Below are 25,311 nucleotides of genomic sequence, written 5' to 3'. Positions count from 1 at the left end.
TTTCAGTCACCGATGTAGCGCTGCTCACGCCAGGGATCCCCGTACATGTGGTAGCCGCGCAGCTCCCAGAAGCCGGCGGTGTCGGTCTGGGTGAACCGGAGGCCCTTCACCCACTTGGCGCTCTTCCAGAAGTAGAGGTGCGGCACGAACAGCCGCGCCGGGCCGCCGTGATCCGGATGAATCGGCTGACCCTCGTAGCGCGTCGCCACGAGGGCGCGGCCGCCCACGAGGTCGGCCACCGGCACGTTCGTGGTGTAGTCGTCGTGGGATTCCGCCAGGAGGTAGCCCGTCGGCGCGGAGATCCCGGCATCGGCCAGGATGTCGTCGAAGCTGACGCCCTCCCAGGTCGTGTCGAACTTCGACCACTTGGTGACGCAGTGGATGTCGCCGTGCCAGGTGGTGCGGGGCAGCGCCTCGAACTGCGCCCAGCTCCACGCCTTGATCGGCCGGGACCCCTCGCGCAGCGTGAACCGCCACGTCGCCATGTCGACGGTCGGGTTGGGACCGATCTGGAGGATCGGGAAGTCGTCGGTCAGATACTGACCCGGCGGCAGGCGCGCGCCAGTCTCGGGCGGCTGCCTGCGTCCGACGAAGCCCCGTGTCACCATGACGGTCGCCGCTCCTCTCGCTCGCCCCTGGGTTTGGTGCGGCGGAGCACCTCACGTCAAGCCGGCACGTGCGGCCGAACAAACGCCCCAAAGCTCGGGTGTGGTAGCAGCTCTGTGCCGATCGATCGGCACGAATCGCCTGCTTTCAGGGGGATGTCATGAAGTACCTTCTCGCGACGAGCCTTGTCGTCGGGAGCCTCGCCACGCTCGCGCCGGCCGCCCAGGCCCGCGACGGCATCGGCGCCGGCGGCGCGGCCGCCCTCGGCGTGCTCGGCGGCCTGGCCGTCGGCGGCGCCATCGCGTCCGCCAACAACGGCTACTACCCGGGCCGCCCGGTCTACCGCGCCCCGCCGCCGGTCTACGTCGAGGAGGATTACGGCCCGGTCTGCCACTTCGAGCGCCGCCGGACCTACGATGCCTACGGCGACGTCTACATCCGCCGCGTCCGCGTCTGCGAGTAGGCGGCTTCCGGAGTCGCCGCCGCGACGGGCGCCGGTTTCAGGCGCTCGGCGCAGGCGATCCCGGCCAGCACCAGGGCCAGGGCGGCGGCCTCCGTCGTCCCGAACGGCTCGCCGACCAGCAGGACGGCGAGGATCGCGCCGAAGATCGGCACGAGGTTGACGAACAGGCCGGCGCGGTTCGGGCCGATGATCTCGACGCCGCGCATGAAGAAGAGCTGCGCCAGCAGCGACGGCCCGAGGCCGACGAAGGCCACCATCAGCCAGCCCTCGCGGTTGGGCCAGACGGCGTGGCCGGTCGCCCACTCGACGGCGAGCGGCGGCAGCGAGGTGACGAACGCCGCGATCGCCATCGCGGCGAAGAACGCCAGGGCCGGCACCTTCGGGCGCGTCGGCAGGAAGATCGTGTAGCCCGCGTAGAGCAGGCAGGCGCCGAAGACGAGCACGTCGCCGCGGTTGAAGGCGAGGTTCGTCAGCACGGAGAAGTCGCCGTGCGTGGCGGCGAGGCCGGCGCCCACCAGGGTCAGCGCCACGCCCAGCACCTGTCCCGGCGCGACCGGGACCCGGTAGGCGAGCCGGTTCAGGACGATCACCAGCACGGGGATCGCGCCCTGGAACAGGGCGAGGTTGATCGCGCCGGTATGGACGCCGGCCGCGTAGAACAGACAGTTGAAGGCCGTGTAGCCGAGGCCGCCCATCAGCAGGATGCGCAGCCAGTGCGGCCGCAGCAGCGGCAACGCGGCGGCGAGCCGGCGCCCGGCGAAGGGCATGAGCACCAGGCAGGCCACCGCCCAGCGAAGCGTCGTGATGACCTGGGGCGAGACGTGACCGGGCGCCCAGCGGCTGGTGACGGCGTTGCCGGCCCAGAGGAGCGCCGTGACGGTCAGCAGCAGGTAGGCGGGCGCGGCCGAGGAAGTCCGGCTCGCGCGCCCGGCCGTCAACGGCGGCGGAACTGGCCGCCGCGCACCGGCGGACGGGGTCCGGACGAGCGCTCGTCCTTGTGGCGGAACACGAGGCGGCCCTTCTCGAGGTCGTAGGGCGACATCTCGACCGTCACCCGGTCGCCGGCCAGCGTCTTGATGCGGTTCTTCTTCATCTTGCCGGCCGTGTAGGCCACGATCTCGTGGCCCTGGTCGAGCTGCACGCGGTAGCGCGCATCCGGCAGGATCTCGATCACGAGACCATCGAACTGCATCAATTCTTCTTTCGCCATGCACCTTCTCCAGTCGGACCGTCCGGCAGCAGGCGTTCCGGCAATGCGTGTTCGGCTGTCATCGAGCTCGGGAAACGCCGCAGGGCGCGGATCCGATCCGGGGGACCGCCCGCGCCAGCTCAGCAGCACCGCCCGCATGTAGTCCCCGCGGGAACCGGCCGCAAGTCACGGAGGCCGAACACCTTCCGTCATCGACACGATTCGCCGGCTTTCACGGCTCCGCGTCGTTGCCGGCGTAGTCGAGGCGCCCGTCCGGCGTCCGGCGCCAGATCCGCAGGGCGATCGGCGCTCCGGAGCGGTCGCCCCGCGCATCGAAGGCCACCGATCCGAGCAGCGTCCGGGACGGCCCCGTCCGCACGGCCTCCGCCACCTTGCGGCCATCGGCGATGCGGCCGGTCTTCGGGTCGGCGGCGCGGGCGCGCTCGGTCGCCTGCGCCAGCAGCTCCACGGCGGCGTAGGCCCCGGCCGCGACGCTCTCCGCCTCGGGGGACCGCGGCGCCGGGCGGGAGCCGCGCGGCTCTGGCAGGCGCGGCGGGTCGGGAACCAGGGTCATGACGGTGCCCTCCCCGTCCCCGCCGGCCGCGGCGGCGAAGGCCGGGTCGAGGATGCCGTCGCTCGCCACCAGCGTCGCGCCGAGGCCGGCCTCGCGCATGGCGTGGAGCAGAGTCGCGGCCTCCGGCGCGAGGCCGCCGAAATACACCGCGTCGGGGCGCGCCGCCCTCAGCCGCGCGACGAGGTCCGCGAGGTCGCGCGTGCCCCGGGGGAAGCCGTCGAACAGCACCTCCGGCGTGCCGGCCTCCTTCAGCCGTGCCGCCACCGCGTCGGCGAGGCCGCGGCCGAAGGTCGAGCGGTCGCTGACGATCCCGACCCGGCGCCCCGCGAAGGCCTTCGCCAGATAGCCCCCGGCAGCCCGGCCCTGCTGCGCGTCGCTCGGTCCGAGGCGGAACAGGTTCCACAGGCTCCGCCCGGTCAGCGGCCCGTAGGCCGCCGCGGGCGCGACCACGACCGCACCCGCCTCCTCGTAGACGGGCGCCGCGGCCGCGACCGCCCCGGATTCGAGCGGCCCGACCACGAGGCGCACGTTGTCGGCGGCGAACTTCTTCGCGACCGCGGCGGCCTGCCGGGCCTCGCCGCCGTCGTCGGCCGGGACGAGGACCCAGCGCGGGCGCCCGCCCGCGGCGCGGTTGAGGTCGGCCACCGCCTGCTCGGCGCCCTGCCGGAGCCCCTGGCCGTAGGCGGCGTCCGGACCGGTCAGCGGCGCCGACAGCCCGATCCGCACCGGCGCCTGCGCGACGGCCGGGGCGGCCGTCCAGAGAAAGGCGAGGAACGGGACGAGGCGACGGATCATGGCGGCACTCTAGGACCGTCGGAGCCCTCACCGGAAGGGCGCTGGCGGCGGATCGGCGCCGGATGGTTGAGTGGATCGGGACGCTGATGCGCGCGGAAGCGCTGGCGGGCGGGCGCGATGTGCGGAATAAGGGCATCGGCCCGGCCCGTCGCCGGGCGTGCCGGCACCTCTCCACGCGTGGCCGGCCGAGACCCTCTGGGACGATTGACGATCATGACCTCGCTGTTCGCCGGCATCCAGGACGCGCCGCTCGACCCGATCATGCGCCTGTTCGAGGCCTTCAACGCCGACCCGAGCCCGAAGAAGCTGAATCTCGTCGTCGGCGTGTACACGGACGCGGACGGCAAGGTGCCGCGCCTGCGCGCCGTGCAGACCGCCGAGAAGCGCTGGATCGAGAAGGGCCTGCCCAAGACCTACCGGCCGATCGAGGGCACGAAGCCGTTCCGCGACGCCGTCCAGGAGCTGCTGTTCGGCAAGGGTGCGCCGATCCTGTCCCAGAACCGGGCCGCGACGCTCCAGAGCATCGGCGGCACCGGCGCCCTGAAGACCGGCGCCGACCTGCTGGCCAAACTCTACCCGGGCGCCACCGTGGCGGTGAGCAACCCGAGCTGGGAGAACCACAAGGCCCTGTTCAGCCAGGCCGGCTTCACCGTGGTCGACTACCCCTACTTCTCGGCCGAGACCGGCGGCGCCGATTACCCGGCCATGAAGGCCTATCTCCAGGATCTGCCGAAGGGCTCGATCGTGGTGCTGCACGCCTGCTGCCACAACCCGACCGGCGCCGATCTCAGCCTCGACGAGTGGCGCGACCTCGTGCCCCTGATGGCCGAGCGCGGCCTGATCCCGTTCCTCGACATCGCCTACCAGGGCTTCGGCAACGGCCTCGACGCCGACGCCGAGCCGGTGCGCCTGTTCGCGGAGTCCGGCCAGGAGTTCCTCGTCGCCTCCTCGTTCTCGAAGTCGTTCTCGCTCTACGGCGAGCGCGTCGGCGCGCTGACCATCGTGGCCGAGAGCCCGGCCGCGAAGGCCAAGGTCGAGGCCTTCGCCAAGCGCCTCGTCCGGGCGAGCTACTCGAACCCGCACACCCACGGTGCGGCGATCGTCGAGATCGTGCTGACCGATCCGGAGCTGCGCGCCGACTGGGAGCGGGAGCTCGCCGAGATGCGCGACCGGATCCGCGCCATGCGCGAGCGGATGGCCGACAGCCTGCAGCAGCGCCACCCCGAGCGCGGCTTCGACGCCATCAAGGCGCAGAAGGGCATGTTCTCCTACACGGGCCTGAGCCCCGCCGAAGCCACCCGCCTGCGCGAGGAGCACGAGGTCTACGCTCTGGAGACCGGCCGGATTTGCGTGGCCGCGGTCAACACCCACAACATCGACCACGTCATCGACGCGATCGACGCGGTGGTGAAGGGCTGATCCCGCGTGGCGGTCCGCAAGCGCGTCTGCCGATTCAACGTCTGGATCAACCCGGTCTTCGACGCGCGCTTGGGGACCGAGCCCGACATCGACCTGCAGGTCGGCGACCTGCAGGGGCCGGATGACGTGCTGGCCGCGCTGCTGGCGCGGGCCCACGTCCTCCACGTCTCGCCGGCGCGGGACGAGCTGCCGCGCCGCTGGCACGTGACCGACGCGCTGCTCGCCGAATGCCCCGACCTCCTGGCGGTCTCGTCGGCCGGGGCGGGCTTCGACACGGTGGACGCCGCCGCCTGCACCCGGGCCGGCGTCGCGGTGGTGAACCAAGTGGGCGGCAATGCCCGCTCGGTGGCCGAGCTGGCGATCGGCCTGATGCTCGCCGTCTCGCGCAAGATCTGCGTCTCGGACCGGCTGCTCCGGACCGCGCGCGGCTTCACCCGCGAATCGCTCATGGGCCACGAGATCGGCGGCGCGACCCTGGGCCTGATCGGGATCGGCCATACCGGCCGGGAGGTCGCCAAGCTGGCCCGCGGCTTCGACATGCGGGTCCTCGCCCACGACCCCCTGCTCTCGGGCGATGAGATCCGGGCCCGCGGCGCGGAGCCGGTCGACCGGGCGCGACTGCTCGCCGAGTCCGACATCGTGTCCCTGCACTGCCCCCTCGACGACACGACCCGCGGCAGCTTCGACGCCGAGAGCTTCGCGGCGATGAGGCCGGGGGCACTGTTCATCACCACCGCCCGCGGCGGCGTCCACGACGAGGCCGCGCTCGCCGCGGCGCTGACCGCCGGCCACCTCGCGGGGGCGGGCCTCGACGTCTGGTCGCCGGAGCCGCCGCCCCTCGACGCGGCCCTGCTGCAGCTCGACACCGTGGTGGCGACCTACCACACCGCCGGCGTCACCCACGAGGCACGGCGCAACGTGGCCGCCTGGGGGGCCGAGCAGATCGTCGGCCTGCTCCGCGGCGAGACGCCGCCGCGCCTCGTCAATCCGGAGGTCTGGCCCGCCGTGCTGGAGCGCCGGGCGCGGCTGTTCGGCGACGCGTGACCCGGAGCGGGTCCGGCGCCGCCCCGGTGGCGCACGATCCTGTGGACTATTCCCGCGCGACGCGGCGGGCTCGGGCCGTCCGGCACTGAACCGCTTCGGGTCCGCGTCGGCGTCCGGCGACAGATTCGCGCCGCTCTCCGGGGCGCCGCGGCCGGCCGCACAGCGCGAGGCGGCCCGCCGCGGGCTTGGCCCGAACCGTTGACGGTGCGACGGCGTTCACCGCGGCCCGTCGGGATCGGGAGGCCCGCAGCGCAGTCTCGCACCGACGAGTCCGGGCTCCCGCCAGACCATAGGCGCGATGTCGATCCCGCGCAGATTATAGTTATTCGAAATCCAGCCTTCGGGATGACCTCGAGAGCAAGCTTGACCGTGAGTGTTTCTCTACCGTATCTGGCGCCACTCGAAACAGAATGGTCGACATCGTGGTACGGCGTAACTGTGCAAATCCTTGCACACGGGCTTCGCGCGGCGTTTCCGGGCGCGCAGTCAAGATCTCCCTGATCCTCGCTCCGGTATTTCTTCCGTCCTCAGGCTCGGCACAAACTGCCGTTGACAGCGCCCAGGAGATCCAGCTGGAGGAACTCTCGGTGGCGGGGATCGGCGACGGGAATACCCGCGTCGACGGCTACCGGGTCGCGCGCGCGGTGAGCGCCACGCGGACCGACACGCCCGTGCGCGAGGTGCCACAGACCATCGTGGCGGTACCGCAGGAGGTGCTGGAGGACGCCGCGGCCACGCGGATCGACACGGCCCTCGACCTCGCGGGTGTCGGCCGCGGCAACAATTTCGGCGGCCTCGGCCTGACCGAGTTCACGATCCGCGGCGTGGCCACCGGCGAGTATTACCGCAACGGATTCCCGATCAATCGCGGCTACCCGAACAGCCCCGACATCGTCTCCATCGAGCGCATCGAGGTGCTGAAAGGCCCCTCGGCCTTCCTGTACGGCCGCGGCGATCCCGGCGGCACCTTCAACATCGTGACCAAGCAGCCCCTCGCGGCGCGCTCCCTCACGATCGGCACGCAGTACGGCAGCTTCGGCGCCAAGCGGAGCACCTTCGACGCCACGGGCGCCCTCGACGAGAGCGGGCAGGTGCTGGCGCGCGTCACCGGCGCCGTCGAGGACAACGGCAGCTTCCGGGACTTCGTCACCAGCGACCGCTACGCCCTCGCCCCGGTCATCGCCTGGAAGCCGAATGCGGACACGACCATCACCCTGGAGGGTGACTTCATCAGCACGGCGCAGACCTTCGACCGCGGCATCGTGCCGTTGGGAGGCAACGTGCGCGCCCTGCCGCGCAGCCGCTTCATCGGCGAGCCGGGCCTGCCGCCGGCCCATGTCGACAACGCCCTCGGCCAGCTGCGCGTCGAGCACCGGTTCGACCAGGACTGGGTGCTGAACGCCGGCGCGCAGGTGCTCGGCGGGAACCTGTCGGGTTACGGGGTCGGCGCCATCGGCCTGCTGCCGGATGGCCGGACCCAGCGGCGAACCCTGGAATGGCGGGACCTGACGTGGTCCGATCTCGACCTGCAGGCGAATCTCGCGGGCAAATTCGAGACCGGCCCGTTCCGCCACACGCTCCTGCTCGGGCTGGAATACGACAGCTACCGCTACCGCGAGGTGTTCAACCGCTCGAACGTCGCGACGAACCCGTTCCTCCTCGACCTGCTCGCACCGCGCTACGGCCAGCCGTTGCCGCCGATCACCGCGCGGGTCACGAACTTCCTGCAGAAGACCGAGAGCTACGCCGGCTACGTGCAGGACCAGATCGACCTGACGCCCCGCCTCCACGCGCTCCTGGGTGTGCGGGTCGAGGATCTCGGGCTGGTCTCGACGAACAACCTCACGAAGGGCACCACCAGCCTGCAGGGCCTGGTGGCGACGCCGCGCTTCGGCCTGCTCTACGACCTGACCGACACGGTCTCGGTCTACGGCAATTACGCCCGCTCCTTCCGGCCCAATATCGGCACGGATCGCAGCGGCCGGCCCTTCGCGTTCGAGGAGGGTGAGGGCTACGAGGCCGGCGCGAAGGTCAGCCTCCTCGACGGCCGCTTCGACGCCACCGCCGCCCTGTTCGAGATCCGGCGGTCCAACGTCCTCAGCACCGACCCGGTCGATCCGAACTTCAGCGTCGCCACCGGCGCAATCCGCAGCCGCGGCTTCGATCTGACCGCGGCGGGCTACCTCGCACCGGGCTGGCGCGTGATCGGGACCTACACGCGCGTCGACGCGGCCGTCGCCCGCGACAACACCCTTCCGGTCGGCACGCGCATCGCCAACGTGCCCGCCAACAGCCTCGCGTTCCAGACGGTCTACGAGTTCCAGAGCGGCGAGCTGAAGGGTCTGGGGCTCGGCGGCGGCCTCGACTTCGTCGGTCGTCGCGCCGCGGGGACGGCGCTCGCGACCTTCAACCTGCCGCAATACACGCTGGTCAACCTGATCTCGTACTACCAGATCGCGCCGGGCGTGCGGATCTACCTGAACGTCGACAACGTGTTCGACGCGACGTTCTACGACCGGGCATTCCAGAACCGCTACGCGACGCCGGGGCAGCCGCGCACGATCATCGGCGGCGTCGCGGCCCGGTTCTGAGCCCCCGGCCTACGCCGCGTCCGCCCTCATCCAGCCGAGCCCCGCCTCGGTGCCGGCCGCGGGATGGTACTCGCAGCCGACGAAGCCGGAATAGCCGACCTCCTCCAGGGCGGCGAAGATCGGGTCGAAGGCGATCGTGCCGGTCCCGGGCTCGTGCCGCCCGGGGTCGTCGGCGATCTGGACATGGGCGATGAGCGGCGCGTGCGCCCGGATCAGCGCCGCCGGATCGTGGCCGAGGCAGACGCAGTGATAGGCGTCGAACAGGAGCTTGACGTTGTCGCGACCGATCGCCCGGATCGCCTCGACCGCCACCAGCGGGTCGTCGATCACGTAGTCGGCGATCGAGCCGGGGCCGATCGGCTCGACGATCACCGTCATGCCCCGCGCGCCGGCGGCGTCGGCCGCGAAGGCGAGGTTGTCGAGGTAGGTGTCCCAGAGCCGCGCCCGCTCGACCCCGGCAGGCCGGACGCCCGCCATCGGGTGAACCATCCGGCAGCCGAGCTGCGCGACGTAGTCCAGGGTCGGCTCGATCGTGGAGCGGTAGTAGTCGATCCTGTCGGGCAGGGCCGCGAACCCCTTCTCGCCCTTGGCGGCGTCCCCCGCCGGGAAGCCGGTCTGGACCAGCGGAACGCCGGCCCGCTCCAGCCAGCCCGCGACCTCGCGGGCCGGCGTCGCGAACAGGTTGGGGTGCTCGACGGCGCGGAACCCTGCCCGGGCCGCCGCCGCGAAGCGCTCGGCCAGCGGCAGCTCCGTGAACAGGAAGCCGCAATGGCCGCTGAGACGATCCTTGTAGGACCCGAGCTTCATGGGTCGCGTCATGGCTCAGGCGCTCCCGCCGGTCTCGATCATCGCCCGCATCCGGTCCACCGCCGCGTGGGGCGCGGTCAGCACCGGGATGTCGACGGCCTTCCGCACGGCCTCGGCCGCGCGCGAGGTGGAGAAATGCGCGAGCATGATCGCGTCGCAGTCGCGCAGGTCCGGCGCCCGCTCGGCGATCAGCCGGTTGTGGGTCTCGGCATCGCCGGCGCGCAGCCGCGCCATCGCGTCGTCCACCAGGACCGTCCGCAGGCTTGCCGGGCGCCCGGTCTCGGCGACGAACTCCTCGAACTCGTCCGTCATCGTGCCGACCGAGGGGCCGAAGGTCGCCAGCATGCCGATGCGCGCGCCCTGAGCGATGGCGGCGCGGAACATCGCCTCGTTGGGCTTGAGCACCGGCACCGGCACGCTCTCGATCAGCCGATCGATCGCCGGCCCGAAGGCCGAGCAGGTGATCAGGATGCCGTCGGCGCCCATGTCGTGGCCGTAGCGGCCGAACCGCACGAAGCGCTCGATCATCCTCTCCGAGATCGCGCCCGGCTCCTTCGCCCGGTCGAGGGACAGGCCGTCGTCGAGCAGGTTGACGGTCTCGGCCTCCGGCCAGCGCTCGGCGAAGGCGGCCTGGATCGGCGCCATGGCGACCGGCGTCGCGTGCAGGAGGACGATGCGGGGAGCCATGCTGTGTTCCGGAGAGGGCGCGGACCCGGCCGCGCCGGTCCGCATGTTGTAAGCGATTTCAAAGCGGTGGCAAGATAGCGCAGGTCAGGCGCCGGTACGCCTCGGCGGGGCCGTGCTCGCGCGCAGGATCAGTTCGGCGTCGATCTCGGTGAGGCGGACCATCGGCCGCCCCTGGATCCGGGCGATCAGGTGGTCGCCGGCGGCGTGGCCGATCTCGGCGGAGTGGATGCGGATCGTCGTCAGCGCCGGGTCCAGGAAGGGCGCGAAGTCGGAATCGTTGTGGCCGATCACCGACAGGTCCCCGGGGACGGAGAGCCCGCGGGCCCGCGCCTCGATCATCGCCCCGAAGGCGATCTGATCGGTGCCGCAGATGATCGCGGTCGGCGGCGGTCCGCCCGCCAGCATCTGGCGAAACCCGTCGCGGCCGCCGCCGATCCCGTAGGAGATCTCGATGTCGTGCTCCGGGGCGAGCCGCAGGCCCCGGGCCGCGAGCGCCGCCGCGATGCCCGTGACCCGGGCGCCGCCGCGATCGTTGTCCTTGCGCAGACCCGAGATCACCCCGATCCGGCGGTGACCGAGGTCCATCAGGTAGTTGGCCGCCCGGGCCGCCGAGGCGGCGTTGTCGAAGCCCACGCAGGGCCGCTCGCGGGACAGGCTGAAGGTCTGGACCATCGGGATGCCGGCGCGGGCGATCCGGGCGTGGAGGTCCGGGTGGTGGATGTCGCCGACCAGCATCAGCCCGTCGACGCCCCGCTCCAGCAGGAACGTCGCCTCGCGGAGTTCGTCCTCCAGGTCATAGCCGGCATTGGCCGCGACCAGGGTGTAGCCCGCCTGCCGCAGCCGGTCCTGGAAGCTCGACAGCACGCGCACGAAGGCCTCGTTCTCGATGTTCGGCACGACCGCGCCGACCGCCATGAACCGTCGCGTGGAGAGCGCCCGGGCCGCGCCGTTGGCGACGAAGCCGAGATCCTGCGCGGCCCGCATCACCGCCTCGCGCTTGTCGGCCCGGACCCCGGCGGAGCCGTTGAGAACCCGGGAGACCGTCGCGGTCGAGACGCCGGCGCGGCGGGCGACGTCCCGGGCAACCGGGCCGCGCGTCGGCGGCTCGAGGATCTCTTCCGGCAGGTCCAGCACTGAGATCGATCCCCCACCCCCGAGCGGCCCGACGGGCATCGCGCCGGTACCGGATACGCGACGCGGCGATGCCCGGCCAACTGAGCCGGACCGGCAGAATATTGACACCTCGCCCGGCCGCTGGCTATCTGAAAGCGCTTTCAAGAGGCCGCGCGATCCGGCGACCCGCAGGAGGACCCGATGGCGACGCTCGACCGGCCGGCCTCCGGACTGGGAGCCCCCGAGCGCGCGGCGCCGACCGTCGGCGGCGCCGACGCGACTGCGGCGGGCATCGCCGCCCCGCAGGCCATCGTCACCAGCCTGAAGCGGAGCGACGCGGTCACGCCCTACCGGTTCCGCGACCTGCTGGCGCTGGACGACTTCGAGCGGCACGCGCGCAAGCTGCTGCCGCCGATGATCTTCCAGTACGTCTCCGGCGGGGTCGAGACCGGCTCGGCCCTGGCGCAGAGCCGCGGCGCCTACGCCGACTACGCCCTCGTGCCCCGCCTGATGCGGGACACCTCGGCGCGGGACACCGCCACCACGCTGTTCGGCCAGACCTACGCGGCGCCCTTCGGCATCGGGCCGCTGGGCGGGGCCGCCTTCATCGCCTACCGGGGCGACCTCGTGCTCGCCGAGGCGGCCCGGCGGATGAACCTGCCGATGTGCCTCAGCGCCTCCTCGCTGATCAGGCTGGAGGACGTCCACGCCCAGAACCCGCAGGCCTGGTTCCAGGGCTACCTGCCGGGCGACCAGAACCGGATCGACCGCCTCCTCGACCGGGTCGAGGCCACCGGCTACCGGACCTTCGTGGTCACGGCCGACACCCCGACCCTCGGCAACCGCGAGCACAACATCCGCAGCGGCTTCTCCATGCCGATCAAGGTCACGCCGAAGGTGGCGTGGCAGAGCGTCACCCACCCGCGCTGGCTGCTCGGAACGGTCGCCCGGACCTTCCTCAAGCACGGGGCCCCGCACTTCGAGAACACGGAGGCCGAGCGCGGGCCGCCGATGATGTCCCAGGGCGCGGTGCGCAACACCATCGCCCGCGACCAGCTCTCGTGGAAGAACCTGGAGGCGATCCGCAAGCGCTGGTCCGGCAACCTGCTGGTGAAGGGCCTGCTGGCGCCGGAGGATGTCGACATCGCGCGGGCGTGCGGCGCCGACGGCGTGATCCTGTCGACCCACGGCGGCCGCCAGCTCGACTACGCCGTCGCCCCCCTCGACGTGCTGCCGGAGATCGCCGCCCGGAAGGGCGGGCTGAAGATCATCGTCGACAGCGGCGTCCGCCGGGGCACCGACGTGATGAAGGCGCTGGCGCTGGGCGCCGATTTCGTCCTGCTCGGCCGGCCCTTCATGTTCGCCGCGGCGCTCGGCGGCGTCCCGGGCGTCGAGCACGCGATGCGGATCCTCAAGGAGGAGCTCAACCGCGACATGGCGCTGATCGGGGTGAACCGCCTGTCCGAACTCAATCCCGATTTCCTGCGCCGCGCCCCGCGGCGGGCCTGAGCCAATGGCGGGAGGATCGACCATGATCGTCTTCCCGAACACGCGCAGCGCGCCGGTCCCCGCGAGGCGGACCCCCTCCCGGGGCGCCGGAGCGGCCGCTCTCGGGCGGCCGGCATCCCCGCGCGGTCGATCCCGCAGGCTGCCGCCGCAGCCTTGTCCCCGATCCGGATGCTCCGCATGACCGATACCGCCCCCCGCGGCCTCGCCTTCGTGGGCTGCTTCACGACCGAGCGGCGCCGGGCGCGCGGCCAGGGCATCGACATCTACCGGACCGGCCGCGACCTCGGCGACTGGACGCGTCTAGGGCGGGTCGAGAACCTGACGAACCCGTCCTTCCTGGTGACCGACCCGGCGCGCGCGATCCTCTACACGGTCCAGGGCGACGGCGAGGCGGCGAGCGCCTTCGCGGTCTCGCCCGACGGCACCCTGCGCGGTCTCGGCAGCGCCGCCACCGGCGGCACCAACAGCGTGCACCAGGCCCTCGCCCCCGACGGCCGCTTCCTGATCGTCGCCAACTACGCCAGCGGATCGGTCGCCCTCATGCCGGTGCGCGCCGACGGCGGCCTGGAGCCCGCGCGCGACGTCCTGCCGCTGCCGGGCGAGCCGGGCCCGCATCGGACCGAGCAGGCCTGCGCCCACCCGCACCACGTGGTCCTGTCGCCGGACGGCCGCCACGTCGTCGTCCCCGACAAGGGCCTCGACCGCGTCTTCGTGCTGAAGCTCGCGGGTGAGCGGCTCGCCGTCGTCTCGCAGACCGCGATGCGGCCCGGCGCCGGCCCGCGCCACATCGCGTTCCACCCGCACCGGCCCCTCGCCTTTCTGGTCAACGAGCTGGACTCGAGTGTCGCCACCTGCCGGTGGGACGCGGACGCCGGGACGCTGACGCCCCTGCACCTCGCCTCGACCCTGCCGCCGGACTTCTTCGGGGCGAGCACCGCCGCGGCCATCGCGGTCACGCCGGACGGGCGGTTCGTCTACGCGTCGAACCGCGGGCAGGACGGGATCGCGCGGTTCCGGGCGGACCCGGCCGGGCGCCTCGAGCCGGCGGGCTGGACGCCCTCCGGCGGCCGCGACCCGCGCTTCATGATCCTGGCACCGGACGGAGGCCACCTGCTCGTCGCCAACGAGCAGGGCGACAGCCTCGTCGCCTTCGCCATCGATCCCGAGACCGGGGACCTGACTCGGACGGGCGAACGCCCGAGCCTCAGCCCCTGCACGATCGCGTTCTTGTAGGAGGCGCCGACGCGCGTTCGGGCCCGCGCCGAGCGTGGGCCTGACCATGCCCCTCAGGGGCAGGAGAGGCGGAGCCGGCGGCGGTCGAACCGTGACCTCTGGCCGCCGGGCCGCACCGAGCAATCAAGAAAAGAAAACCATAAATATTTCGGAGGATGCCCAATGTTCGCCAAGCGTTACAGATTCCTGATCGCGTTCCTGCTGTTCATCGCCGGTATCATCAACTACATGGACCGGGCCGCGCTCGGCGTCGCCGCGCCCTTCGTCAAGGAGGACCTGAACCTGTCGCCCTCGGAGCTGGGGGTGATCTTCAGCACGTTCTTCTTCGGCTACGCGCTGTTCGCCTTCGTGGGCGGCCAGCTCGCCGACCGCTACGGGCCGCGCAGCGTCTACAGCTGGGCCGCCGCCGCGTGGTCGGTCCTGTGCATGCTCACCGGCGCGGTGACCGGCTTCGCCCAGATGTTCGTCGTCCGCGCCCTGTTCGGCTTCGCCGAGGGTCCGATGAACTCGACCACGAACCGCACCATCACCACGTGGTTCCCCCGCGAGGAGACCGCCCGGACCATCGGCTTCACCTTCTCGGGCCAGACGGTGGGCAGCGCCATCGCGGCGCCGGTCGTCGGCCTGCTGGCGATCCAGTACGGCTGGCGGGTGGCGTTCGTGGCCATCGGCGCCGTCGGCCTGCTCTGGGTCGTGGCGTGGCGGATGCTCATGACCGACCGGCCGCAGGACAATCCCCGGGTCGATCCGGAGGAGATCGCCCTCGTGGAGCGGAGCCGGGCCGTCACGCACCTCGCGCCGTCCGACCATGCCCGGTCGCTCAAGGAATACCTGTTCCTGCCGAGCACCCTGTCGCTCGGGCTCGGCATGTTCGCGGTGAATTACACCCTCTACATCTTCCTCTCGTGGCTCCCGAGCTACCTCACCGACGCGCTGCACATGCCGGTGAAGGAGATGGCGCTGGTCGCCTCGATTCCCTGGGCCTGCGGCTTCGTCGGATACGTCGGCGGGGGCGTGGTGGCGGACTTCGTCTACACGCGCATGGGCGACAAGCTCGCCGCGCGGAAGATCACCACGATCGTGCCGCTGGCCGTCGCGGGCGTCGCCCTGCTCGCCGTCAACGCCGCGACCAGCACCGCCATGGCGGTCTCGCTCATCGCGCTCGCCGTGCTGATGCTGACCAGCTCGGTGCAATCCTGCTGGGCGACGATCCACGAGCTGGTGCCCGAGGCGCGGGTCGGCGGCGTCAGCGGCTTCATCCACCTCCTGAGCAACATCTCGGGCATCATCGGGCCGACCGCCACGGGGCTGGCCGTGCAGTATCTCGGGGGCTACGCCAGCGCCTTCGTGATCGCCGCCCTGATCGCGGCGGCCGGCGTCGTCGCGATGGCGATCTTCGTGCGGCGGCCGCGCAACCCGGCGGAAGCCGGTCCCCTCACCGCGGCCAAGGCCGTCTGACCGAGGCCGTCTGACCGAGGCCGTCTGATCAAGGCTGCCCGACTAGGCCGCCGGAATCTGGAGCAGCGTCCCATGAGTGCCGAGACCGTCCCGTCCAAACCCGTCCTCCTGACCGGGGCCTCCGGCGCCCTCGGGCGCGTGCTGACCCGCGCGCTCGGCGCGCAGGGCTGGACGCTCCGGCTCACGGACCGCGTCCCCTTCCCCGATCCGCTACCCGAGGGGGCCCGGTTCCAGGTCGCCGACCTGGAGGACGGGCCGGCGATCCTGCGGCTGGCGGAGGGCTGCGGCACGATCCTCCATTTCGGGGGGATCTCCGTGGAGCACCCGTTCGAGACGGTGATCGGCCCGAACATCCGCGGCCTCTACCACGCCTACGAGGCGGCCCGGCGCGAGGGTGCCCGGATGATCTTCGCCTCCTCGAACCACGCGATCGGCTTCCACGCGCGCTCGGAGGTGCTGGACGACGATTGCGGGCTCGCACCCGACGGCTATTACGGCCTGTCCAAGGCCTACGGCGAGCTGATGGGCGGCCTCTACCGCGACAAGCACGGGATCGAGAGCGTCTTCCTGCGGATCGGCTCGTGCTTCCCGGAGCCGACCGACGCGCGGATGCTGGCCACGTGGCTGTCCTACGCCGACCTGACCCGGCTGATCACCCGCGCCACCCTGGCCCCGGACCTCGGCCCGACGGGCTCGGTGGTGATCTGGGGCGCGTCGAACAACAGCCGCATGACCTGGTGGCGGAAGGACGGGCGCGCCGTCATCGGCTGGGCGCCGCAGGACAGCGCCGATTCCCACGCGGCGGCGCTGGAGGGGAAGACCAGCGGCAACCCGGTGGTGGAGCGCTACCAGGGCGGCGGCTTCACGGCGATCGACTATTCCCGCGCCGAGCCGCCGCGATGACGGTCCGGCTTCTCGGCGCGCGGACCATCGCCCACTCAGCCTGAGGCGGCCGCGCAGCGACGCCCGAGGGCGGGCCAGCCGAGCCGACGTGACCCGGCGGAGCGCCGGGGCGCCCAGTTCCAGAGACGAAACACGAGACCCATCATGGCGAACGAGCGACCCGAGACACGCCTGAAATGCGCGCTGGTGGTGCGCGGCGCCTTCGACGCCCACGTCGTCCCGGCCTTCGAGGCCGCGGGGGGCCGGACGACGATCCACTGGGCGCCGACCACCGTCATCATGAAGACCCTCTCCGAGGGCGAGACCGCCGACGCGGTGCTGGTCCTGTCGGACGCGATGGACCGGCTGGTCGCCGAGGGACGCGTCGAGCCCGAGAGCCGGGTCGACGTGGTGCGCTCGCGCTACGGCATCGCCGTCAAGGCCGGAGCTCCGCATCCGGACATCGCGACCGTCGAGGCGCTGAAGCGCACCCTGGTGGCGGCGCGCTCGGTGGCCTACTCCCGGACCGGCGCCAGCGGGATCTACTTCGCCGGCCTGCTGCCGCGGCTCGGCCTCGCCGAGGCGGTCAACGCTAAGGCGACGATCATCCCGCAGGGCTTCACGGCAGAGAAGCTCGTCTCCGGGGAGGCCGACATCGCCGTCCAGCAGATCAGCGAGCTGATGGTCGTGCCCGGCATCGAGGTGGTCGGCCCCCTCCCCGACCCGGTGCAGGAGATGACCACCTTCGCGGCGGCGATCCTGCGCGGCGCGACGGACCGGGACGGCGCGGCCCGTTTCCTCGCAGGCCTGACGACGCCGCGGGCGGCCGAGGCCTACCGGACCAGCGGCCTGGAGCCGGCCTTCTGACGGGCCGCCAGCGCCCCCGTCCGCGCCGGCCCCGCCGCCGCCGCGCCCCGCCGACCGCGCCGCCTAAGTTGCGGCCCCGGGGCGGAACCGGGGTTCGCGACCGCAAAAAAGTCCTTATGCTCGTGCTGTCCGGACGCCCAATCCCGTCCGACCGGATCGCTCCATTCATGCTGAAGACAGCCTTCGTTGCCGCCCGCGACCGCCAGCGGCTGTCGGAGATCGCGACGATCCTCATCGGCTTCGGCGTCACCCGCGTCGTGGACCGGCTCGGCCTGCGCTACCTGCCGCTGGTGCCGCGCCGTCAGCCCCGGGTCGACGTCACGCGCCTGTCCGAGCCGGAGCGGCTGCGCCGGGCGATCGAGGCGCTCGGGCCGACCTTCATCAAGTTCGGGCAGGTGCTGGCGAGCCGGCCGGACCTCCTGTCGCCGGCCTGGACCGAGGAGCTGCAGAAGCTCCACAGCCAGGTCGTGCCGGTGACGTGGGAGCAGATCGGCCCGCAGCTCGAGCTCGATCTCGGCGCCTCGCCCATGGAGGTGTTCGCCGAGTTCGACACCAACCCGATCGCCTCGGCGTCGATCGCCCAGGTCTACCGGGCGCGGCTGCACTCGGGCGAGGACGTCATCGTCAAGGTGCTGCGGCCGAACCTGCGCAAGATCATCGAGGCGGATCTGCGCCTGATGGCGCACGGCGCCCGCATCGTCGAGAACGAGTGGCCCGACATGGCCCGCTACCAGCCGCGGGAGCAGATGCGCCACCTCGCGGAGGGCCTGAACGGCGAGCTCGACCTGCTCAACGAGGCGCGCAACTGCGAGTTGCTGGCCCAGATCTTCGAGGACCGCGACGACATCGTCTTCCCGAAGATCCACTGGGAGTACTGCTCCGAGCGGGTGCTGGTTCAGGACTTCATCCACGGCATCCCGCCCAACGACGAGGCGGCCCTGCGCGCGGCGGGCATCGACAAGAAACTGCTTGCCCAGAAGGGCACCGACGCGTTCCTGCAGATGGCGCTGATCGAGGGCGTGTTCCACGCCGACCCGCATCCCGGCAACATGCTGGCGCTCCCGGGCAACAAGATCGGCTTCATCGATTTCGGCATCATCGGCCGGCTGTCGCAGCGGCGGCGCTCGCAGCTGCTCGTGCTGATCGGCGCCATGCTCAAGCAGGACGCGGACGGCCTCATGGCCGTGCTCCTCGACTGGACCGGCACCAGCAACCCGGACCTCACCCGCCTCCAGGTCTCGGCCCAGTCCTTCGTGGAGAGCCACTCGTCGATCCCGCTGAATCTCGGGCTGGTGCTCACCGACTTCATGAACATGGCCCGCGAGAACGACCTCGCCATGCCGACCGACCTCGCCATCCTGTTCAAGGGGCTGGTCACCGCCGACGGCGTGATGCGCCACCTCGACCCGAATTTCGACCTGTTCGCCGCCGCCGGCCCGACGGTCCGGGCGAGCATGCAGACGCAGTTCTCGCTCTCGGCCCTCAAGCAGAAGGCCGAGGCCCTGGGCGTCGGCCTCTACGGCGCCGCCTCGGAGCTGCCGACCCTGATCCACCTGATGCTGGTGCGGTTGAAGCAGGGCCGCGTCACCGTCGAGATCGAGGTGAAGGGCCTCGACAAGGTCACCCGCGGCATCGAGCGCGCGGCCGCGCGCGTCGCGGTGGCCCTGGTGGTGGCGGCCTTCGCCACCCAGCTCGCGCCCCGCCTCATCGATCTCGGCACGCCCGTCTTCGTCTCGATCGGATTGATAATTTTCATCCTCGGGATCGGCTGGCTCGTGCTGCTGATGCGAAACAAGTAACCGTCTTCGCACCGGCCAGAGACATCAACATAAGTTTACACCCGCAATCGAATACGGGACTGAGTTGATAATCCCGCGCGTCATGGTAGCGTGACACATCCAACGATTCGCTCGGCTGCGGGCGGGGAACCGGCACCAGAAGCGGTCTGAACCGCCGGTGCGGCCCTGCCTCCGACATCCGTCGCCGCGCCGCGGTCGGGGACCTCCGACGGCGCGCCGCGCACGGGCGCCCCGTCGCGACGACGTGGGGGGCGGGCGATGGAAGCGGACATCGTACGGCCGCGGACCGACGGGGCGGAGCGCCGCGTCGAGACGCTCGAGGCGGAGAACATCCGCCTGCGCCGACTGCTGAGCCAGGCAACCGCGCAGGCCGACTGGGAGCGGCAGCGGAGCCGGCGGCTCGGCCGCATCATCGAGGCGGCGAGCCGTGTCGAGGCCGGACGCATGGCGGCCGAACGGGCCGAGGCGCCCCGCGGGCCGCCGCCCCGCGAAGGGGCCGGGCTCGCGCCCGAGGCGCGGGCGCGCGCTGCCGGCCGCGCAAGCCCGGTCGGCCTGCCCCAGGCCCCCAACGATTACCTGGAACTGCTGGACCGCGACGGCTGCCTGATCACCGCCAGCGAGGATGGCCCGGCCCTGTCGGCCGCGGGAGACGAGGCGGAGGCGATCGGCCGGCCGTGGATCGACGTCTGGACGCGCCCCGAGGACCGCGAGGCGGTGGCCGAGGCGCTCGACCGGGCGCGGCTCGGCCGGCCGAGCCGGTTCCAGGCGCAGTCGGAGACCGGCGGCGCGATCCGCTGGTGGGACGTGGCCGTCACGCCGATCGGCGCGGCGCCGGACCGGCCCGAGCGCATCCTGGCAGTGTCGCGCGACATCACCGACCAGAAGCTGTCCGAGGCGCGCCAGACGCTGCTGATGCAGGAACTCGCCCATCGGATGAAGAACACCATGGCCATGGTCCAGGCCGTCGCGGCGCAGACCATGCGCAACGCGCCGTCGCTGGAAGCGGCCGGCGAGGCCCTGGCCGCGCGGCTGCTGGCCCTCGCGAAGGCGCACGACGTGCTGCTGCAGGGCTCCTTCACCCGGGCGTCCCTGAGCGGCCTGGTCGAGGGGGCCGTGTCGCTCCACGGGGACGGCGTCGCGGGCCGGTTCCGCATCGCCGGCCCCGACCTGACGCTCGGCCCGCGGCACGGCATGACCCTGGCGCTGATGCTGCACGAGCTCGGAACCAACGCCGCCAAATACGGCGCGCTGTCGGTGGCCGCCGGCTGGGTCTGCATCACGTGGAACGTGGCCGAGGCGGCCGGCGCCCAGACCCTCCGGTTCCGCTGGGAGGAGAGCGGCGGACCGCCGGTCACCCCGCCGACCCGCACGGGGTTCGGCACGCGGCTCATCGCCCGCAGCCTCGCCCACTGCTTCGGCGGCACCGCCCACATGAGCTACCCGCGCGAGGGCGCGGTGCTGACCTTCGAGGCTCCCCTCGACGCGGTGGTGGCGGCCTGATCCGGCTGCGCGGCGCTAGGCGCTCAGCCGAGTCTCCGCCTGCAGGTCCCGCAGGGCCGCGACCGTCCGGTCGCGCAGGGTCCTGAGATCGACCAGCGATCGGGTCAGATCGTCGCCCGCCATGGCCGATTCCTCGAGGCCGCGGCAGGCCCGGGAGAGCTCGGCGCATCCGAGCATGCCGGACATCGAGACCAGCGTGTGCGCCTCGCGGCCGTAATCGTCGTTGGCACGATCCGGCCCCTCGAAGGCGGTGGTGAGGCTGACGACGAATCGGTCGAGGATGCGGACGAGCTTCTCCGTGCCGATCACGGCCGTGAGTTCCTCGAGCGCGTCCCGGTTCACCAGGGAGTGCGACACCGTCGGTCTCCATGTACGGATCCGCGACAGCGATCCGAGAGAGGCGCGCAACCAAGGCGCCGCACAACGGCCAAGTTTGCAGCCAAGTGTTTACACCGCGTTGCGTCAGCTTTTCAACGAAGCGCGACCGTTTTCCGGTCCTCGCAGGATTGAACCGGGCGCATGGATCGGCGGTGGCGGCGGCCGAAAGACCGGTCCGAAGCGGCGGTCAGACGCGGCCTATCGCGAAGGCCCGAAGCGTCGCTATGGGCATTGCGAATCAATTCGGCCCCTCCTAGCCTCAAAGGCCTGTCGCGCTCGCATCAGGGAGGGGGCTGCATGATCGCCAAGATCTCGACCCTCGGAGCAGGACGGGTCGGCGCCCCCGCACGGATCGGCTAGCCGCCTCCCGCTCCCGCCCGGCCCCGTGGCCCGGCGCCTCTGAACCCAGTCCCGTCTGATTTCGCCGGCGCGCATCATTCGCGATGGGACGCCCGCGTCACCCGGAGCCGACGCTGTCCCTGCGTCGGGCACTTGCATGTCTCTGTCGTCACCCCGGAAGGCGGACGCGGTCCGTCGCGTCCTGACCTTCGTCGTCCGCAGCTGGCGCGCGCGCTGGCCCCTCGTCGCGGGTCTCACCGGCGCGATCACGCTCGCCACCCTGGCGGAAGTGCTGCTGCCGCTCTACGCGGGCCGCTTGGTCGACGCGCTCTCCGGGAGCGAGCGCGGCGCCGCGCTGGACGCGGCCTGGCCGGCCTTCCTGGCGATGACCGGGCTCGGCCTCGCCACCGTGCTGCTGCGGCACGTCGCCTGGAGCCTGGTGGTGCCGCTCTCCCTGCACACCATGAGCGATATCGTCCGCAACGGCTTCGCCCGCGTCCAGCGCTTCTCGACCGAGTGGCACGCCAACACCTTCTCGGGCTCGACCGTCCGGAAGATCTCCCGCGGCATGTGGGCGATCGACGGGCTCAACGACACGCTGCTGCTGTCGCTCCTGCCCGCGCTCGTCGTCCTGGTGGGCACGGCCCTCGTGCTCGGCCTGCACTGGCCGGCCCTCGGCGCGACGGTCGCGATCGGCGCGGGCGCCTATATCGGCGCGACCGTCCTCCTCGCGACCCGCGTCATCGCGCCCGCGGCCGCCCTGTCGAACGCCCTCGACACCCGCCTCGGCGGCGCGCTGAGCGACGCGATCGGCAACAACGCCGTCGTCAAGGCCTTCGGCGCGGAGACGCGGGAGGAGGCGCGGCTCGGCCGGCTGCTGGGGAAGTGGCAGCGGCGGACCCGGCGCACGTGGATGATCGTCACCTGGGGCGGCACCGGCCAGCTCGGGCTGCTGCTCGTCCTGCGCACCGTCATCGTCGCCATCGCCCTGTGGCTGTGGTGGCGGGAGCGGGCGAGCCCGGGCGACGTCGCCTACGTCCTGACCTCGACCTTCGTGGTGCACGGCTACCTCCGCGACATCGGCGGTCACATCAACCACCTGCAGCGGGCCATCAACGAGATGGAGGAGCTGGTCGCCCTGGAGGCCGAACCCGTCGGCGTCGCGGACCGCCCCGGCGCGGTTCCACTCGCGGTCGCGGGCGGGGCGATCCGCTTCGAGGCCGTGCGCTTCCACTACGGCGACCACACGCGGCCCCTCTACGACGGGCTGACAGTCGCGATTCCGGCCGGCCAGCGGGTCGGACTGGTGGGGCGCTCGGGCTCCGGCAAGACGACCTTCGTCAAGCTGATCCAGCGGCTCTACGACGTGTCGGGCGGGCGCGTGACGATCGACGGACAGGACGTGGCGTCGGCGAGCCAGGCGAGCCTGCGGGCGCAGGTCGCTATCGTGCCCCAGGAACCGGTGCTGTTCCACCGCTCCCTGGCCGAGAACATCGCCTACGCCCGGCCCGGCGCCTCGGCCCGGGAGATCGAGCGGGCGGCGCGCCTCGCCAACGCGCACGACTTCATCGCGCGGCTGCCGAAGGGCTACGCCACGCCGGTGGGCGAGCGCGGCGTCAAGCTGTCGGGCGGCGAGCGCCAGCGGGTGGCGCTGGCCCGCGCCTTCCTGGCGGACGCGCCGATCCTGATCCTCGACGAGGCGACATCCAGCCTGGATTCGGAATCGGAGGCGCTGGTGCAGGAGGCCATGGCGCGGCTGATGCGCGGGCGCACCGCCATCGTCATCGCTCACCGGCTGTCGACGGTGCGGGCCCTCGACCGCATCCTCGTCTTCGACCGCGGCCGCGTCGTCGAGGACGGGTCGCACGCCGCCCTGATGCGCCGCCCGGACGGGGCCTACCGCGCCCTGTTCGAGCGGCAATCCGACCTCGCGGAGAGCGCGTGAGGATCCGGTTCCTCCGCGGCCGGGCGCGCGCCCGCAGCCCGGCCGCGGAGCGGATCTTCGCGCGCCGGACCCGGATCGACACGGCCGGCGCGGGCGCCTCCCTCGACGCCGGCGAGCCGGTGGACGCCGACTATCGCGCCGGAGCGGAGATCGTCGGCGTCACGGCGCGCGCATCGGCGCGAGCTGCACGCTGATGCGCCACCCCGGGGCCGTCCTGGGCGGCACCCGCCGCGCCTGCCCCGACGCCCCGACGCGCACGGCCTCATGGCACCGGCCCTGCTGGCGCCGCTGAACGCGCGCGCCGGCCGCTTCCCGCCGCGCCGAGCCCCCACGGCCAGCGCCCGGCGCATTGCCGTTTTTTAATCCTTCGGTCATGCGACCAAATGATGGCTGATCTATTATCTGAACACGGAATGAATGAGGCCAATGCAGATGAAGGCCTTATCTCCGGCACCAGAGGGAGATATTATCATGTCCTATCGCAAATCTATGGCTGCGGCTCTCGTGCTCACCACAATCCTCGGTGGAACTGCCTACGCGGCGGAGAAGGCCGTCCAGAACAACGGCACGCAGATCAGCGCGAGCCAGGCGGCGGTCGACAAGGATGTCGGCAAGCTCTCGAAGGACGGCGCGCAGGGCTTCAGAGATCTTCAGCTCACCCGGCTCGCGATCTTCGAGGCCAACCCGAGTCAGGCCAAGGACATGATCGCCAAGGCGCAGGCCGCCTTCGCGAAGGCCAAGACCGACGACGCGGTGTTCACCAAGGCCGAGGCCGATCTCAAGTCGCCCGCCGACATGGCCGCCCACAAGGCGACCGCGCCGAGCGACAAGACCGACGCCAAGGCTGATACCAAGGCGGCCTCCAAGGAGCAGGTGGCCTGGGTTCCGGTCGACGCGCAGCTGACCCTCGGCGACGACTTCGTGGCCACGCCCGCCAAGGCCTCCGCGGTGACCGAGGCGAACAAGAACCTCGCCCAGGGCGACCAGAAGGGCGCCCTGGAGAAGCTCAAGCTCGCCCACGTCGACGTCAACTTCACCATGGCGGTCCTGCCCCTGAACAAGACCATCACCGACGTCGATCAGGCCGCGACGCTGATCAATCAGGGCAAGTATTATGAGGCGAACGCCGCCCTGAAGTCGGCCCAGGATAACATGCGCTTCGACGTGATCGACGCGATCGCGGTGCCCCAGAAGGCGACCGCCGCCACGGCCGACAAGGGCGCGCCGCAGGCCACCGGCACGACCGCGGGCGCCAAGACCAGCAAGTGACCGACCGCCGAGGACGGCCGCGCCCGACGGATCTCGGGCGCGGCCCGGTCGGCGCGCACAAGGGAGGGCTCCATGCGGCGATTCTGGATCTCGACCATCCTGGGACTCGAGCTGCTCCTCGGCGGAACCCCGGCGGCCTCCGCCCGGACGGCGGGCGTTCCGCACTTCAACATCCGGGCGATCTGCGCGCCGGAGCACCGGGCGGGATCCAACGCCGTCGATCGGGCGAGCTACCGGGGTTGCCTGTCCGACGAGGCCGCCGCGCGGCGCACCCTGATCAAGCGCTGGCCGACGTTCGACGTGGCGGAGCGCCGGACCTGCGCTGCGGAGAGCCAGATCGGCGGCGCCCCCTCCTACGTGGCGATGCTGACCTGCGTGCAGCTCGGGAGCGACGCCCTGCCGATCAACCCGTCGGGTCCGCCGTGAGACGGCACCATCCACGCGGCGGACCAGATCGCACGTCCGTGATCCGCGCAAGTGGAACCGGCGATATCTCCAAGACGTCTCGCACTGTCAATTGAATGGAGGAGGCATCATGTTCAAGACTACGGCGCGCGCTGCACTTTGCCTGGCCTGTCTCTGGTCGGTCACGCCGGCCCTGGCGGCCCCGAAGGAGATGCCCCAGGGCAAGCGCGACGAGATGTCGATGAAGGACACCAAGCACGAGGTGGTGATGCAGCGGAAGGAGAATAAGGAAGCCAACAAGAACGTCGACAGCCTCATCACGAACCGCAAGTGAGCGGGCGCGCCCACGCCGACGACTGACTGTCTTTCTGTCCGAGAGGAGCACCGGACGCGGCGCACCTCTCCTGGCGGTCCCGGGCCTGGCCCGGGATCGCCCGCG

General features: G+C 71.7%; 24 protein-coding genes. 16 read left to right on the top strand and 8 right to left on the bottom strand.

Annotated elements, in window-relative coordinates:
• Positions 1-2 precede the first annotated feature (2 nt).
• A complete protein-coding gene (locus ACTJK8_RS08730; protein ID WP_012320340.1) occupies positions 3-608 on the bottom strand; it encodes a sulfite oxidase-like oxidoreductase in 606 nt (201 codons plus the stop codon).
• A gap of 158 nt (positions 609-766) precedes the next feature.
• Here ACTJK8_RS08730 and ACTJK8_RS08725 point away from each other — a divergent pair, with 158 nt between their 5' ends.
• On the top strand, positions 767-1,069 hold the full coding sequence (locus ACTJK8_RS08725; protein WP_012320341.1) for a hypothetical protein: 303 nt from the start codon (positions 767-769) through the stop codon (positions 1,067-1,069).
• Here the strand turns inward: ACTJK8_RS08725 and ACTJK8_RS08720 are convergent.
• The 3 genes from ACTJK8_RS08720 to ACTJK8_RS08710 form a co-directional block, all read right to left on the bottom strand.
• Positions 1,039-2,007: a DMT family transporter gene (locus ACTJK8_RS08720; RefSeq protein WP_012320342.1), complete on the bottom strand. Its 969-nt coding sequence runs from the start codon at positions 2,005-2,007 to the stop codon at positions 1,039-1,041. The genes ACTJK8_RS08725 and ACTJK8_RS08720 overlap by 31 nt on opposite strands.
• Positions 2,004-2,279, bottom strand: coding sequence for a translation initiation factor IF-1 (infA, locus tag ACTJK8_RS08715; protein ID WP_012320343.1), 276 nt, complete (start codon positions 2,277-2,279; stop codon positions 2,004-2,006). The genes ACTJK8_RS08720 and infA overlap by 4 nt, the downstream gene beginning before the upstream one ends.
• A gap of 211 nt (positions 2,280-2,490) precedes the next feature.
• Positions 2,491-3,627, bottom strand: a complete 1,137-nt coding sequence (locus tag ACTJK8_RS08710; RefSeq protein ID WP_440761798.1) for a branched-chain amino acid ABC transporter substrate-binding protein — start codon at positions 3,625-3,627, stop codon at positions 2,491-2,493.
• Positions 3,628-3,840: 213 nt separating this feature from the next.
• Here ACTJK8_RS08710 and ACTJK8_RS08705 point away from each other — a divergent pair, with 213 nt between their 5' ends.
• From ACTJK8_RS08705 to ACTJK8_RS08695, 3 genes are all read left to right on the top strand, one after another.
• On the top strand, positions 3,841-5,046 hold the full coding sequence (locus ACTJK8_RS08705; RefSeq protein WP_024829332.1) for an amino acid aminotransferase: 1,206 nt from the start codon (positions 3,841-3,843) through the stop codon (positions 5,044-5,046).
• Positions 5,047-5,052: 6 nt separating this feature from the next.
• Positions 5,053-6,090 carry a hydroxyacid dehydrogenase gene (locus tag ACTJK8_RS08700; protein WP_440761797.1) on the top strand — a complete coding sequence of 346 codons (1,038 nt, stop codon included), beginning with the start codon at positions 5,053-5,055 and terminating at the stop codon, positions 6,088-6,090.
• A gap of 587 nt (positions 6,091-6,677) precedes the next feature.
• Complete coding sequence (locus ACTJK8_RS08695; RefSeq protein WP_440761796.1) at positions 6,678-8,681, top strand: TonB-dependent siderophore receptor; 2,004 nt, start codon at positions 6,678-6,680, stop codon at positions 8,679-8,681.
• A 9-nt stretch (positions 8,682-8,690) separates the two neighbouring features.
• Here ACTJK8_RS08695 and ACTJK8_RS08690 read toward each other — a convergent pair whose 3' ends face one another.
• The 3 genes from ACTJK8_RS08690 to ACTJK8_RS08680 form a co-directional block, all read right to left on the bottom strand.
• Entirely contained in the window at positions 8,691-9,500 is an 810-nt protein-coding gene (locus tag ACTJK8_RS08690) for a hydroxypyruvate isomerase family protein (RefSeq protein ID WP_234740681.1), read from the bottom strand.
• A gap of 3 nt (positions 9,501-9,503) precedes the next feature.
• A complete protein-coding gene (locus ACTJK8_RS08685; RefSeq protein ID WP_440761795.1) occupies positions 9,504-10,175 on the bottom strand; it encodes an aspartate/glutamate racemase family protein in 672 nt (223 codons plus the stop codon).
• Between the two features lie 84 nt (positions 10,176-10,259).
• Positions 10,260-11,309: a LacI family DNA-binding transcriptional regulator gene (locus tag ACTJK8_RS08680; protein WP_024829327.1), complete on the bottom strand. Its 1,050-nt coding sequence runs from the start codon at positions 11,307-11,309 to the stop codon at positions 10,260-10,262.
• A gap of 180 nt (positions 11,310-11,489) precedes the next feature.
• Between ACTJK8_RS08680 and ACTJK8_RS08675 the strand changes: the two genes are divergently transcribed.
• The 7 genes from ACTJK8_RS08675 to ACTJK8_RS08645 all read left to right on the top strand — a co-directional run bounded on the left by ACTJK8_RS08675 (position 11,490) and on the right by ACTJK8_RS08645 (position 20,536).
• Positions 11,490-12,797, top strand: coding sequence for an alpha-hydroxy acid oxidase (locus ACTJK8_RS08675; RefSeq protein ID WP_024829326.1), 1,308 nt, complete (start codon positions 11,490-11,492; stop codon positions 12,795-12,797).
• Positions 12,798-12,974: 177 nt separating this feature from the next.
• Positions 12,975-14,030, top strand: coding sequence for a lactonase family protein (locus ACTJK8_RS08670; RefSeq protein ID WP_024829325.1), 1,056 nt, complete (start codon positions 12,975-12,977; stop codon positions 14,028-14,030).
• Positions 14,031-14,192: 162 nt separating this feature from the next.
• Positions 14,193-15,488 (top strand): MFS transporter, encoded by a 1,296-nt coding sequence (locus ACTJK8_RS08665; RefSeq protein WP_012320353.1) that lies wholly within the window; start codon positions 14,193-14,195, stop codon positions 15,486-15,488.
• A 72-nt stretch (positions 15,489-15,560) separates the two neighbouring features.
• Complete coding sequence (locus ACTJK8_RS08660; RefSeq protein WP_440761794.1) at positions 15,561-16,391, top strand: NAD-dependent epimerase/dehydratase family protein; 831 nt, start codon at positions 15,561-15,563, stop codon at positions 16,389-16,391.
• 144 nt (positions 16,392-16,535) lie between these two features.
• Positions 16,536-17,237: a molybdate ABC transporter substrate-binding protein gene (locus ACTJK8_RS08655; RefSeq protein ID WP_012320355.1), complete on the top strand. Its 702-nt coding sequence runs from the start codon at positions 16,536-16,538 to the stop codon at positions 17,235-17,237.
• A gap of 167 nt (positions 17,238-17,404) precedes the next feature.
• On the top strand, positions 17,405-19,036 hold the full coding sequence (locus ACTJK8_RS08650) for an ABC1 kinase family protein (RefSeq protein ID WP_024829322.1): 1,632 nt from the start codon (positions 17,405-17,407) through the stop codon (positions 19,034-19,036).
• 258 nt (positions 19,037-19,294) lie between these two features.
• Positions 19,295-20,536 carry a sensor histidine kinase gene (locus ACTJK8_RS08645; RefSeq protein ID WP_440761793.1) on the top strand — a complete coding sequence of 414 codons (1,242 nt, stop codon included), beginning with the start codon at positions 19,295-19,297 and terminating at the stop codon, positions 20,534-20,536.
• A 15-nt stretch (positions 20,537-20,551) separates the two neighbouring features.
• Here ACTJK8_RS08645 and ACTJK8_RS08640 read toward each other — a convergent pair whose 3' ends face one another.
• A complete protein-coding gene (locus ACTJK8_RS08640) occupies positions 20,552-20,893 on the bottom strand; it encodes an Hpt domain-containing protein (protein WP_012320358.1) in 342 nt (113 codons plus the stop codon).
• A gap of 517 nt (positions 20,894-21,410) precedes the next feature.
• On the opposite strand from ACTJK8_RS08640, the gene ACTJK8_RS08635 reads away from it, so the two are divergent.
• The 5 genes from ACTJK8_RS08635 (at position 21,411) to ACTJK8_RS08615 (ending at position 25,206) form a co-directional block, all read left to right on the top strand.
• Positions 21,411-23,198 carry an ABC transporter ATP-binding protein gene (locus ACTJK8_RS08635; protein ID WP_127992625.1) on the top strand — a complete coding sequence of 596 codons (1,788 nt, stop codon included), beginning with the start codon at positions 21,411-21,413 and terminating at the stop codon, positions 23,196-23,198.
• Entirely contained in the window at positions 23,195-23,392 is a 198-nt protein-coding gene (locus ACTJK8_RS08630) for a hypothetical protein (protein WP_051475867.1), read from the top strand. Before ACTJK8_RS08635 ends, ACTJK8_RS08630 begins: the two co-directional genes overlap by 4 nt.
• Positions 23,393-23,669: 277 nt before the next feature.
• Positions 23,670-24,467, top strand: coding sequence for a YfdX family protein (locus ACTJK8_RS08625; RefSeq protein WP_440761792.1), 798 nt, complete (start codon positions 23,670-23,672; stop codon positions 24,465-24,467).
• Between the two features lie 72 nt (positions 24,468-24,539).
• Positions 24,540-24,893, top strand: a complete 354-nt coding sequence (locus tag ACTJK8_RS08620; RefSeq protein WP_012320361.1) for a hypothetical protein — start codon at positions 24,540-24,542, stop codon at positions 24,891-24,893.
• A 109-nt stretch (positions 24,894-25,002) separates the two neighbouring features.
• The gene (locus ACTJK8_RS08615) at positions 25,003-25,206 is read left to right on the top strand and encodes a hypothetical protein (RefSeq protein ID WP_020093001.1); all 204 of its coding nucleotides are present in this window, start codon (positions 25,003-25,005) and stop codon (positions 25,204-25,206) included.
• The last annotated feature ends 105 nt before the right edge of the window (positions 25,207-25,311 follow it).

The sequence above is a fragment of the Methylobacterium sp. 22177 genome, assembly GCF_052045615.1.
GTDB lineage: Bacteria > Pseudomonadota > Alphaproteobacteria > Rhizobiales > Beijerinckiaceae > Methylobacterium > Methylobacterium radiotolerans.
This window is presented reverse-complemented; position numbering and strand designations above follow the sequence as displayed.